Source organism: Parachlamydia acanthamoebae (assembly GCF_000875975.1).
Lineage (GTDB): Bacteria > Chlamydiota > Chlamydiia > Chlamydiales > Parachlamydiaceae > Parachlamydia > Parachlamydia acanthamoebae.
Genome location: NZ_BAWW01000066.1, coordinates 445,670 through 457,327, shown reverse-complemented (window position 1 = coordinate 457,327; position 11,658 = coordinate 445,670). Strand labels below are relative to the sequence as shown.

General features: G+C 39.0%; 12 protein-coding genes. 6 read left to right on the top strand and 6 right to left on the bottom strand.

Annotated features, from left to right (window positions below; translation table 11 throughout):
• Positions 1-4: 4 nt before the first annotated feature.
• A complete protein-coding gene (locus AOM43_RS11560; RefSeq protein ID WP_006340615.1) occupies positions 5-1,072 on the bottom strand; it encodes an efflux RND transporter periplasmic adaptor subunit in 1,068 nt (355 codons plus the stop codon).
• Between the two features lie 82 nt (positions 1,073-1,154).
• Positions 1,155-3,350, bottom strand: a complete 2,196-nt coding sequence (locus tag AOM43_RS11555; protein WP_226987522.1) for a UTP--glucose-1-phosphate uridylyltransferase — start codon at positions 3,348-3,350, stop codon at positions 1,155-1,157.
• Positions 3,351-3,680: 330 nt separating this feature from the next.
• Between AOM43_RS11555 and AOM43_RS11550 the strand changes: the two genes are divergently transcribed.
• The 6 genes from AOM43_RS11550 (at position 3,681) to AOM43_RS11525 (ending at position 9,173) form a co-directional block, all read left to right on the top strand.
• Positions 3,681-3,974 carry an SWIB/MDM2 domain-containing protein gene (locus tag AOM43_RS11550; RefSeq protein ID WP_006340613.1) on the top strand — a complete coding sequence of 98 codons (294 nt, stop codon included), beginning with the start codon at positions 3,681-3,683 and terminating at the stop codon, positions 3,972-3,974.
• A gap of 132 nt (positions 3,975-4,106) precedes the next feature.
• On the top strand, positions 4,107-5,090 hold the full coding sequence (lpxG, locus tag AOM43_RS11545; RefSeq protein ID WP_006340612.1) for a UDP-2,3-diacylglucosamine diphosphatase LpxG: 984 nt from the start codon (positions 4,107-4,109) through the stop codon (positions 5,088-5,090).
• Entirely contained in the window at positions 5,087-5,776 is a 690-nt protein-coding gene (ispD, locus tag AOM43_RS11540) for a 2-C-methyl-D-erythritol 4-phosphate cytidylyltransferase (protein WP_013924196.1), read from the top strand. The genes lpxG and ispD overlap by 4 nt, the downstream gene beginning before the upstream one ends.
• Entirely contained in the window at positions 5,766-6,536 is a 771-nt protein-coding gene (gene truA / locus AOM43_RS11535; protein WP_059360384.1) for a tRNA pseudouridine(38-40) synthase TruA, read from the top strand. Before ispD ends, truA begins: the two co-directional genes overlap by 11 nt.
• 56 nt (positions 6,537-6,592) lie before the next feature.
• Positions 6,593-7,426, top strand: a complete 834-nt coding sequence (locus tag AOM43_RS11530) for an outer membrane protein assembly factor BamD (protein ID WP_059360382.1) — start codon at positions 6,593-6,595, stop codon at positions 7,424-7,426.
• A 109-nt stretch (positions 7,427-7,535) separates the two neighbouring features.
• Positions 7,536-9,173 carry an FAD-dependent thymidylate synthase gene (locus tag AOM43_RS11525; protein ID WP_006340608.1) on the top strand — a complete coding sequence of 546 codons (1,638 nt, stop codon included), beginning with the start codon at positions 7,536-7,538 and terminating at the stop codon, positions 9,171-9,173.
• A gap of 60 nt (positions 9,174-9,233) precedes the next feature.
• On the opposite strand, the gene AOM43_RS13880 is transcribed toward AOM43_RS11525, so the two are convergent.
• The 4 genes from AOM43_RS13880 to AOM43_RS13865 form a co-directional block, all read right to left on the bottom strand.
• Entirely contained in the window at positions 9,234-9,653 is a 420-nt protein-coding gene (locus tag AOM43_RS13880; protein ID WP_226987521.1) for a hypothetical protein, read from the bottom strand.
• A gap of 143 nt (positions 9,654-9,796) precedes the next feature.
• Positions 9,797-10,222: a hypothetical protein gene (locus AOM43_RS13875; protein ID WP_226987520.1), complete on the bottom strand. Its 426-nt coding sequence runs from the start codon at positions 10,220-10,222 to the stop codon at positions 9,797-9,799.
• The gene (locus AOM43_RS13870) at positions 10,197-10,541 is read right to left on the bottom strand and encodes an F-box protein (protein ID WP_226987519.1); all 345 of its coding nucleotides are present in this window, start codon (positions 10,539-10,541) and stop codon (positions 10,197-10,199) included. Before AOM43_RS13870 ends, AOM43_RS13875 begins: the two co-directional genes overlap by 26 nt.
• 536 nt (positions 10,542-11,077) lie before the next feature.
• Entirely contained in the window at positions 11,078-11,317 is a 240-nt protein-coding gene (locus tag AOM43_RS13865; RefSeq protein ID WP_226987518.1) for a hypothetical protein, read from the bottom strand.
• Positions 11,318-11,658: the final 341 nt, after the last annotated feature.

Sequence of the window (11,658 nt, the reverse complement as noted above, 5' to 3'; positions counted from 1 at the left end):
TGGCCTAACTTTTAAATTGTTGAAATTCCTGATGAGAAGATTCGATTGTTTTTGTTTCGATAATGGCCACTTTTTGACCAGATTCTAGCACTACACGGCTCTCTAAAATCACTCGTTCGCCTGGTTGGAGGCCCTCTGTGATTTCGACCGATCCTGCTAAACGCCTTCCCAATTGAACGGGACGTTTTTCGACTAGCTCATCGGCATCGATCACATAGACCACTTTATCTCCTTTTTTGGACAGAATGGCTTCCTCAGGAAGTATGAGTATATTTTCAGCGGGGAGAAAAATGCGGGCATGTAAGAGCATCCCTGGTTTTAAAAGAAATTTTTCGTTGGGAATGATTGCTTTTGCCGCAAGAGCACGCGTCAGGGAGTTTACACGCGTGTCCATCGCATAAATGGTACCAATGAAAGCTTCATTCGGATAAGCGATTGAAGAGGCCTGAATGGGTTGTCCGACAGATACCAAACCCACACGTTTTTCTGAGATTGAAAATTCAAATTTAATTTTGCTTATATCGTCTAATGAAGTAATTACTGTACCAGGCGTGACTAAAGTCCCTTCACTGACTTTTCTTAGGCCCAAAATTCCCGAAAAGGGCGCGATGATTTTACGATTATTCAATTTAGCTTGCGCAATTTGCATATTCATCAATTGCTGATCTCGTTTTGTTAAAGTAACGGCAGCACTTTGCGCGAGATTTTGAATACGCGTGTATTGCTTTTCAGCTTCCTCAAAAATTGCCTTTTCCTCTTCAGAATTAAGCTCAACAATCACTTCTCCTTTTTCAACATACTGGCCTTCTGTAAAATTAATTTTTGTAACAGTCTCCGTTACTTTTGCTGAGAGCTGCACTGATTCATTGGCATAAACGGTTCCGATGACGTCAATAAAATCTTGAAAAGGGTGTAATTCGGCAATGGTTACAGAAACAGGCAAATCGGTTGTTTGCCTTTTAGTTATTTTGACAGTTTTTTTTATCTGAAAATGATGCCAAGCCCATACACCAAGGGTTACTCCCAGAAATGCACTACATAAAAATAAAAAGTAGAGTTGCTTGCGAGACATTTGCGCAGCCTCCTTTTAAAATTAAGGAATATACCACTCCAAAATTTTAATAAACTTTTTTTAAATGTTTTACGCAGTCATTTTATGAAAAAGTTTGAGTAAGCTTTATCCGATGATGGGAATTCCATGCATAAGACCAATACCAAGAAGGTTTTTTAATCTGTGTAGTTTCGTACACTATTTGATTATCTTTTTGGTAGGCACGCATTTGGTGGCCATGCGGAACTTCGATTTGAATATTGCCTTCAAATGTCACATTCTCCGCAATGAACTCTCCATTTCCATGAATTTTGATTTGCATGGATTCCAAATGATGAATGTCTTGTTTCCAGAACATATTTTTTTGAGAAAAATCAATTCCTTTGTTTCGAATTTTGACATTTTTCAATCGACATTTTCCACTTTGTTCGCCGTAATGAATGATGTCTTCCTTGTTGAGATACCCTAAGGCCCGATCTGCATAGATTTTTAAACTACCTTGCAACTCAACATGGTGAAGCAAAATTTCGGCAATTTCCAAGATAAGTTCGCTTTGATGGGCCATTTTGCCTTGGGAGATTTTTTGTGCAATAATGGAATGGAGTGGACCGAGGGCTGGATGAAAAAGTGCGATAAAAGAAGGTCCTTGTTTTTGGTATTCTTCTTCGGATGGCATAGCAGGCATTTCGAGATGACACTTCTGACTTAAAAGAGCATGCATATTTTGCATCAGATCGTAGAAGCACTTTTCGGGGGTTTCGGCCAGAGAACCATTTGGACAAAGGCTGTGCTTGGTGACAGAGATAGTCTTAAGTCTTTCATGATAGGTTAAATAAGTTTTTAATACATGATAGTCTTTCGGCTCTAATCGATGATCGAAATTGTCAAAAATTGCATCCGCAATATTCTGCATTGTGGTTTCGAGTCTTCCGGCGGGGATTTCTTTTGTGCCTTCTGCACATTCCACCGATACGCTTGATTTCATATTGATGAGTTTTCCCGGCAAGGGATGTGTCTCAATGATTTGTTCAATTTGTTGCAAATTTGCGAATAAAATATTGGTATTTGCAGGGAAAGCGGAATAGACGCTTCCTTCTTTACAAGGGATATCACTTAAGCCACATTTTTTAAATTCGGTATACTCAATATTTGTTGTACAGTACCGATATGTGCCATTGATTTTGTCCTCAACCACAACATTCATCCCTTCGGCAGTATTGAGATAGCGTGGACAGGAAGCAAAACCAAACACTTTGTTTTGATGACTTCCAATACCGACGAAACCGAGCAATGTGTCATCTGTTCCAGCAAGTGGGTTGTTGATCTGGCGGATTAATGCATGGGGTCTTTTTTTCTCCTTCAACCACTCAAATAAACCCGCATCTTTCGCCAGTTTCCAAATCACTCCATGCCCTCCGGGCTTCAATTTTAAAGAAAAAGGATCTTTTAATAACCAATGTCCTTCTTGTGTGATCACGGGAACAAGAGGTTGAATGAAAAGAAATACGTTATCCCGTGAGCGATTAAACCAGAGATTGCGTTCGCAAATTTGGTAGATGTGCTGATGGTTATTTTTTTCATGAGAAGTCATCATCGCAACCGGTGTGACAAGTTGCTTTCCGTAAAGCTTATAATAAAGGTATTCTTGCCCTTGTAAGTCACGCAGCAAACCTTCTAAAAGAGTTCTTCCACAAAAAAGGAGTTGTGCAGCGGGTAAAGGTTCTCCTGTGGTTTCATCCATTAAATTTAGGCGGTCCCCGGCGCCTCCGACAGGATAAATAAGTGAGAGGGAGGAAAGATTTTCAATGCCCCATTTAACGGCTTGCCAGGTGTCATCATTTTCGTGGGAAAAATCATATCCTTCGGGGTTATGATAGGAACGATTTGGATGTTTAGCTGGAGGATTTTTTTGTTCAAGAATAAGTGAAATCACGGCGTGATGATAACCAATCAGTCCTCCCATTTCTTGATAAAAACTTTCAATGGGCAGCAATTGTTCCAACAGCAGATTAAAATTGTCTGCGTCATCTTCCAAAATCGTTTCTTCTTGAAAAAGGAGGTGTCCTTGCTCAATAGCTAATAGAGATTTAACACATAAGATTTCGGGTTTAGAAACTTCTGTAATAAAAGGATAGCGTTGAATCAGTGCTTCAAATTCTTGTGCAACCTGTTTAAAGTGTGTAATCAGTTCGATCTTTTTCTCAATGGAAGGGGTTTTTTTGAGAGATTCAATGAGAGGTTCGAGTTCAGCTTTTTGTTTTTCAAGGGATAAATTAGGGGGAATAGCAATCATACTCATCTTTGACCATGTTGAAATTTGCCCAAGGTTGCCATGTTTGCACTCTTTTTCGCAAGTAAGCAATCGCATTCTGTAAGATATCTTTTCAAGTTTATTCTTATGGGTTTATAGAGTGATTTGTCCCGGAAATTATTGATCCAACAGGCTAGGAGGTAGGTGTGTGCTTGTGTACGAGAGAATAAATTGTTTTGACTAGAAAATAGTAACAAAGCTAAAAGAAACCTCTAGAATGAACTGTGCTCAACTAGAAAATCAGAGATTACTCTTTGAATGAAGAAAGCCAGGTTATCAAAATTAAGTTGAATGACAAGAAACCTATAGGAGAAAAAAATGGCCAAAGAAAAAGAACCAAAGAAAAACTCAGCATTTATGAAGCCGGTGAATCTTAGCGAAACTTTGGAAGAGCTCATTGGAAAAGGCCCAATGGCTAGAACAGAAGTGACAAAAAAAGTATGGGAATACATCAAAAAACATAAGCTTCAAGATGCTACAAACAAACGCAATATCAACCCCGATGCGAAATTGGCTAAAGTTTTAGGTTCCAATCAGCCGATTGATATGTTCAAAATGACAAGCAAAATTGCGAAGCATTTGAAAGAAACAGAAGTTGCAGCGAGCCATTAATGTTCATTTCGCAGGGTGCTTTCTCGCACCTTGCTTTTTTTAATTCCCTATCTCTTTTTCTTAAAAACAAATTCTGTTTTTTAACTCCCTAATCTTCTATACTTATTCTCTTTTTGGGAATTATTAAAAGATATGGAAAATTTAGCGATTAAAAAATCCAATAAACATTTCCATCAATGGTTATGGGATGCCTGGTGCATTTTTTCTGTTGTAGGAATATGGCCGCGTTTTATTGAGCCCAATTTAGTGGAAGTTTCCCACGTGGATGTGGCTATTCCCCATTTACCATTGGCTTTGGATGGATTAAAAATTGTCCAGTTTAGTGATTTGCATCTAAATAAATCTGTTTCCTCTTTTTTCTTAAAAAAAGTCATTCGCAAGATCAATCAGCTCAATCCAGATCTCCTTTTTTTTACTGGAGATTTTCTCTGTAAGTCTGTTTTAGACGATCAACAAAGAATGAAAAATTTTTTTAACTCCTTAAATGCATGTTATGGCTGTTATGCAATTTTTGGAAATCATGATTATGAAAAATGCATTTCGATCAATCATGAAGGCGATTATGACGTTGTTGAAAGCATTCAATCGAACCTCATTCGAGGCTTTCAGCGGCTCCTCAATGATGTCCCTGTAACAGGAACAATTGTTGAGCGTGCAAAAAAAGTGGAACTGCACCCTGAGCTTTTAACGGTTTTGCAAGAGACATCTTTTAAAACCTTACACAACGAAACCGAGCAAGTTCAAATTGGGGATAGCTTTTTAAATATTTGTGGTTTGGGTGAATACATGGCAGGACGCTGTCTTCCTGAAATCGCTTTTAAAAACTATGATAAGCAATATCCGGGAATTATTTTAGCCCATAATCCCGATAGCTCAGCCTTACTTGAATCATATCCAGGAGAAGTGATTTTGTCAGGGCACACGCATGGATGTCAAATTAATCTCCCTTGGATGTGGAAGAAATTTACCAAACTGGAAAACATGTCTCTGCGAAAAGGGTTTTTTAAGGTACGGGATAAATGGTTGTATGTGAATCGAGGGGTTGGGGCAATTATGAAATTTCGGTGGTTTTCAGTGCCTGAAATTTTGTTTTTAACATTGAGGAAAAAATCATGACAGTCAGCGTTATCCTTCTAGCGGGAGGAATCGGTGCTCGGATGCGTCAAAATTTGCCCAAACAATTTTTGCCATTAGTTGAGAAGCCTGTTGCTTTCTATAGTTTAGAGTGTTTTATGGAGCTATCGGAAGTTGGAGAAATTGTCGTCGTGTGTGATCCCGCTTATCATGCTTTATTTGCCGATTATGCGCAGGATACGCGTATCCATTTTGCTTTGCCTGGAGTGCGTCGACAAGATTCCGTTTGGAGTGGTTTACAAGCAATTAAACAAGCTTCTCAAATTGTTTGCATTCATGATGCGGCAAGGCCGTTTATTGATCATGCCTTAATTAAGCGTGTTTTAAGCGCTGCGAGTGAACATGGAGCGGCTACGGTCGGCATGCCTATTAAGTTTACCCTCAAGCAAAGTACTGCCACAGGTTTTGTCGATAAAACGTTAGATCGCTCTTTGTTGTGGGAAATTCAAACACCTCAGGCTGTGGATTTCCACTTGCTTTATCAAGGATTTGACAAGGTGCATCAAATGGGCATCGATGTGACAGATGATGTCTCAATTATCGAGCTTTTGGAAAAGCCAGTCAAACTTGTAGAGGGCGATTACGCTAATTTAAAAATCACGACTCCAGAAGACATGGTGGTTGCTGAGCAATGGCTTGCCAAAAAGGTGGGTGATCGTGTCTTATAAGTTTAAAATAACTCTGGCTTATGATGGAACACATTATAGCGGCTGGCAAATCCAACCTAACGCCTTGGCCATTCAAGAAATTGTGGAAAAAGAAATCGGAAAAATTGTGCGACAGCCAGTTCGGGTGGTGGCTTCGGGGCGAACAGATGCGGGTGTGCACGCCAGAGGGCAAGTGGCTCATTTTTCTACCGATGCAGAAATCGATTTACGCCGCTTTTTAGTTTCCATTAATGGACTTTTGCCGAAGGATATTCGAGTGAAAGATATTTGCCAAGTATCCCCTGATTTTCATGCGCAATATAGTGTGAGTGGTAAAGCTTATCATTATCATTTAACTCTTTCTCGCGTGCAAAGTCCTTTTTCTCGCTTTTATGCTTGGCATATTCGACAAAAATTAGACTTATCGCAACTGCAAGCGGCGGCTCAACTTTTTGTGGGAACGCACGATTTTACCTCATTTGCGAATGAGGCGCATCGAGAACATCCACAAAATGCTGTGCGCACGATTAAAAGAGTGGACGTGATCATGGAAGATGAGGGTTGTCGCCTCGAATTTGAAGGCGATGGATTTCTCTACAAAATGGTTAGAAATATGGTGGGGATTTTGATAGAAGTTGCCACTGGCTATCGACCGATAACAGACATTCCTGCAATTTTTGCTGCGAAAGATCGTAAAAAAGCTGGCAAAGCAGCCCCACCGCATGGCCTTTTTTTGCATCAGGTGAATTTTCCTGAAGGCGTTCTGAGTTTTCCTCATTAAAAGGTTGCGACACTTTCAACGCTTGCTTATGGTGGAAGCGTATAAGGGAAATTTATATGAAACATTTTTTTTCTTATTTTCTTGTCATCTTTGTTCTTGGGATTCTAAGCTCGTGCTCATCGCCTGATCAACCTTTGGATTCCCAACATGGCTACCAAAAAGGGGAATATCTTTATCGTGTGCACGATGAATATTTATTCACTATTCATCCTCCAGAAGCTGCGCAGGCCCAAGTCTACCCGTGGGAAAAAAATGTGATTGGAGGATGTCCAAAAATTACCAAAGAATTTTTCCGCTGCAAAGGAAGTGGTCTAAATCCAGAACATGTTGTGCAAAATGAAAAAGAAACCAAGCGTTTCTATGATTGTGGGGGAAAGCATAGTTTGCCTTTGCGTGAAGGTGAAGAATTTATTTATCCCGTATTGATCGATCTATTGAATCATATTCAGGCGAAGACAAACAGCAAAGTGGTGATTACATGTGGGCATAGTTGTCCGGATCATCATGCTTATTCTGATCAAACTCCAGACAATCGCTATTCAAAACACATGATTGGTGCGGAGGTTGCTTTTTATGTGCAAGGCATGGAAAATAGCCCTGAAGTCATTATAGATTTGATAAAAGATTTCTATAAAAATGAGCCTAAGTATTTGAATAAAAATGAGTACACAGAATTCAGGGCTTATGAAAAAGATGACACGAATGTGGTGACTAGGCCGATTTATAATAAAGAAATATATATCAAAATTTTCAAGGAAACGGAAGGGCGCAATTTTGATAATAGGCACCCCTATCCGTATATTGCCATTCAGGTTCGGCATGATTTTGACCAGAAAACGAAAGTGGCGTATTCTTGGAATGCGGCCTATCGAAATTATTTGAGATGGTAAGTTCGCAAAGCCAAATATGACTTTTTTGCTTGCGTGCTAAAAAAAGAGCTGGCAACCTTACTACTGCTCTTTATTTGTAGAATTTAAAAAATTGAAGAAGGACTCATCCATGTTATTAGACGATTACGAAGAATTTAGTGAAAGCCAGCTTAAAATTCTTGAGCGTTATGTAACGAACACTCACAGCCATGTTTTTGTTTTGCGAAACCTGCCTGAAGTGATTAAGGGTGCTTTATTTTCACGTTACTCAAGATCTACACTCGGCTTGCGCACACTTCTTCTTAAAGAATTTATCTCGAATAATGACGAGAGTGCTTTTTCAGCCATTGCAGGGGAGTCAAGTGAGTCTTCTGAAGGGCAAAATGATCAAACTGTTGCTATCCGAAAAGCTCAAAATTTTTATGATCGCATTTTGGATGGGTACGGTGACGATTCCATTGGTGAACTAGGAGGAGCGCATCTAGCCATTGAAAATATTTCCATGCTTGCAGCTAAATTGGTAGAAGATGCGCGTATTGGAGGATCTCCTCTCGAAAAATCAACCCGTTATGTGTATTTTGATCAAAAAGTGAAAGGGGAATACCTCTTTTATCGTGAGCCCATTTTAATGACATCTGCTTACCGAGATTTGTATGTCAATACCTGTAATATGTTATTTGAGACCTATAGCAAGTTAATCCCTCCCCTTACAGAAATGATAGAAGAGAAGATGCCCAAAGATCAGGCAACTTCAAAATCTGCCTATGCTGCTGCAGTGCGTGCTAAGGTGTTGGATTGTTTGCGTGGATTATTGCCTGCGGGAACACTGACGAATATGGGGATTTTTGGGAATGGACGTTTTTACGAACAACTCATTCATAAAATGCACTGTAACAATTTAGCAGAATTACAGGATCTAGGTAAACGGGCATACGATGAGTTAGGCAAAGTCATTCCTTCTTTTATTCGTCGTTCTGATCTCTCTCACCATACACATCAAAGTTTTGCGCGTTATTATGAAGCAATGCAAGCAGAATTATCCGTAGTAACTGCTCAAAATACCAATTTCCCTGAACGCTCGATGGATCAAGGCGTCAAACTGTTGTCTTCTGATCCGGATGCTGTGGTTAAAGTGGCGGCTGCTTTATTGTTTGCCCATTCTGATAAGGGATACCATGATCTTCTACAATACTGCCGTAGTCTTCCAGAAGAGGAAATTGCGCGTATTTTGGATGCGGGATGCAGTGCAAGAGAAAATCGACGCCAAAAGTCGCCACGTGCTTTGGAGCATGCAGATTTCACATTTGAAATGGTGACAGACTTTGGTGTGTATCGCGATTTACACCGGCATCGCCTGCTTACACAAGAACGACAGTTCTTGAGCTGTGATTATGGGTTTTATGTGCCACAAGAGATTGTGGGAACCGAATTTGAAGAACAGTATCTGCAAGCCTTGCATACAGCTAAAGAAGCCTATGATACGATATCGACAGAATTGCCGGAAGAAGCTCAATATGTAGTCCCAATGGCTTATAATATTCGTTGGTACTTTCATGTGAATTTGCGTGCATTGCAATGGATTTGCGAATTGCGTTCAGCTGCAGCCGGTCACTCAGGTTACCGCCTTGTGGCGCAAGAAATGGCCAAAAAAGTCAGCCAGGCATTCCCTCAATTTGAGCGTTTTTTCAAATTTGTCGATTTCGAAGGGTATGATTTAGGGAGACTAGATCAAGAAATTCGAAAAGAAGAAAAGCAGTCGCGACAATAGCTTATGCTATTGACATATTCGCCAGCCGAGCTGGCGAAACGTATTTCTTCTTGTGCAATCCTATTCCATCTTAACATGATAACCAAGGTCAACTAGGCGAATCGCCAAAGAAACGATTCTTGCTAAACGATAATGGTGGTTTAACCATGAGGCATTATCTCGGTAAACTCTTTGCCATGTATAATCGGGTAATTTAAATTTCAAATGAATGCAAGTGTGTGCAGGAGAAGGTGAGATTTCTGATTTTAAAGAAATTTCATCGGGTTTCTTGTTTTTGAAAAGAGTTTGTGCGTTTTCCAGCATTTTTAAAATAGTTGGAATATCGCAGGCTCCCGCAGGGATTTTTTCCCCCTTTTGAATTTGTACAACAATATGAGTCATCCTTGTTTTTAAGCTTTTATCTAAAAAGGATACAAAACTGGATGAATCACCAGGAGAAGCTCTGCACGGTTTTTTTAATCTTTGCTCAGAAAGTTTCATTCCAACTGTTTGAATCAGGAAATCTTCTAAAGCTTCTGGAAGTTCTGCGGGAGGAACTGATTTTGGTAAAATTTCAGCATGAATATCACGAGACTGAGTTTGTGCGGGATTATGAAGGAGTTTTGGAAAAACAATCTCAAAATTTATTTTAGAAATTTTTCTACAACAATCACATGTGATGGCTTGCTGATAGCTCGATTTTTTTCGAAACCACTATTCTTAAAAGCCATCAAAGAAATATTTCTTTCAAAAAAACTTTTGCGCTTAGTTATAATAGACTTTAAGATTTCCAGCTCTTTTTTAGGATCAATGACCCGCCAAAGGGTTTTAATATAGGGCTTTGAAATTGTTAAGGCATCGAATTTTTGATAAGGTTTAATTTTTAGTGTATCAGACTTGATTTTCAAATTCGCTTTGACAGGTTCTCTTAAGGGAACCAAAGTATACCATAACAAAGTGTTTAATTCCGGCCAGGCATGTTCAAAAATGGCATCTCTCACGGCTTTTGCAATCTCCAAACGAACTTGTCTCCTTATGGTGACTTCAAAACGCAAGGCAAATTTCTGCACAAATTGAGCCTTCAGGAAGTGAATCTGATGGATTCATAAAGACTTTGTATTTTTTTAAAAGAGTAAATGCATTTTGAACAATTGTTCTCACCTGAACAAGCACTCTTTCGTTGTCGTTATCATTTGTTTGATAAGCTTTTTGCATATCTGTTGCTGCTAGATAAGCTTTGCGCATTTCAAGTTCAAAATGAAGCGGGTTTCCTGGTTGGTGTAGCCTGTCGTTAGGGGGTAAAAAACTTAAAGTGTGATCCAAAATCGTTTCAGGTAAATTTCTTAAGGATTGATACAAGTCTTCACTATAGAGGGCGGTAATATTCATGCTGGATCCTTTTTGAGAAATGCTAAAATGCAATTGCAAATGATATAAGCCTTATGTCCTTTTTTTGCCAAATTTAAAATCAATGGATAAGAAAAAAGCGGGATAATCGGAAATAAGAGGTACAGCTAGATAGATATGCGACTATGTAAAGATGTACATGGAAGGGCTCGAATAGACGAGCTAAAAGCAAAGGTTATGCTTATAAAAAACAACGCTGGGAGATTTTTCAATAAAAAAATTGCCATGCATGTTACTGCATGGCAAAAGCTTTATTAGTTGGGATTAGGTCAGAACACTAACATTGCGACATTTTAATTCTTGTTCTAATTGATGGATATGATACATTAGAGCGTTTTTTTCATTCTGTAAGGTTTTTTGTTTGCCATCGAATTTTTTATTATCATCATCAATTGATGAGGCGAACCAAAGCAAACCACCCACAGGGATAATACATTTTGCTAATCCCCGCATATTTTTTAGCGTGTGGGAAAGTTTATATCGCGAATCAAGTCTTTTTTGTTGGTGCCTGAGACGAGTTAAATCTTCTGCAGTAAATTTGGTGGTTCTGTCCATATACGAAGGTGTATCGTTCCGGTTAAGGGCAATGCCCTGTGCATTTTTTGTATGACGCCAATGGTAGTTAAAGAAATTGCATGCACTGTAGCTTTCACCGCTAATATAGGTTGAGCGACAACTCCGACGACAGGGTGAGTAAGAACAAAACCTGTAAAAAGAGAGAGATTTAAAGCTGTACGGGCGGTACTTTTAATACTCATATAAAAACCTTTGCTTGTTTATAATGAAAGTTATATCTTAAATGATTAATTTTAAAATGTCAATTTTTATTTAGGATTAATTAGTTTTGGTGTCTATAAAAGATTTAATTAAATTGTCGATGTGTTGTTAGTAGCAAAAGTCTACTGAATGCATAATTTCAGTAAACTAAAGATTAGTAATTACATTTTGATTGATCTTTTAACGATGAGCAACAACAGTTGCCTGGGCATAGCCGATGTGATAAAAGTCCTTAACTCTGATTAGTGGCGTTTAGCGGGGTGCGGGGCAGATCATGCAAGCTAAAGGCGGGGGTATTTTTGTAAAACAACGTTATATAATC

Coding starts and splice junctions, on each gene's coding strand:
- AOM43_RS11560 (WP_006340615.1), bottom strand. CDS start 1,072: ATGTCTCGCAAGCAACTCTACTTTTTATTTTTATGTAGTGCATTTCTG.
- AOM43_RS11555 (WP_226987522.1), bottom strand. CDS start 3,350: ATGAGTATGATTGCTATTCCCCCTAATTTATCCCTTGAAAAACAAAAA.
- AOM43_RS11550 (WP_006340613.1), top strand. CDS start 3,681: ATGGCCAAAGAAAAAGAACCAAAGAAAAACTCAGCATTTATGAAGCCG.
- lpxG (WP_006340612.1), top strand. CDS start 4,107: ATGGAAAATTTAGCGATTAAAAAATCCAATAAACATTTCCATCAATGG.
- ispD (WP_013924196.1), top strand. CDS start 5,087: ATGACAGTCAGCGTTATCCTTCTAGCGGGAGGAATCGGTGCTCGGATG.
- AOM43_RS11530 (WP_059360382.1), top strand. CDS start 6,593: ATGAAACATTTTTTTTCTTATTTTCTTGTCATCTTTGTTCTTGGGATT.
- AOM43_RS11525 (WP_006340608.1), top strand. CDS start 7,536: ATGTTATTAGACGATTACGAAGAATTTAGTGAAAGCCAGCTTAAAATT.
- AOM43_RS13880 (WP_226987521.1), bottom strand. CDS start 9,653: ATGAAACTTTCTGAGCAAAGATTAAAAAAACCGTGCAGAGCTTCTCCT.
- AOM43_RS13870 (WP_226987519.1), bottom strand. CDS start 10,541: ATGAATATTACCGCCCTCTATAGTGAAGACTTGTATCAATCCTTAAGA.
- AOM43_RS13865 (WP_226987518.1), bottom strand. CDS start 11,317: ATGAGTATTAAAAGTACCGCCCGTACAGCTTTAAATCTCTCTCTTTTT.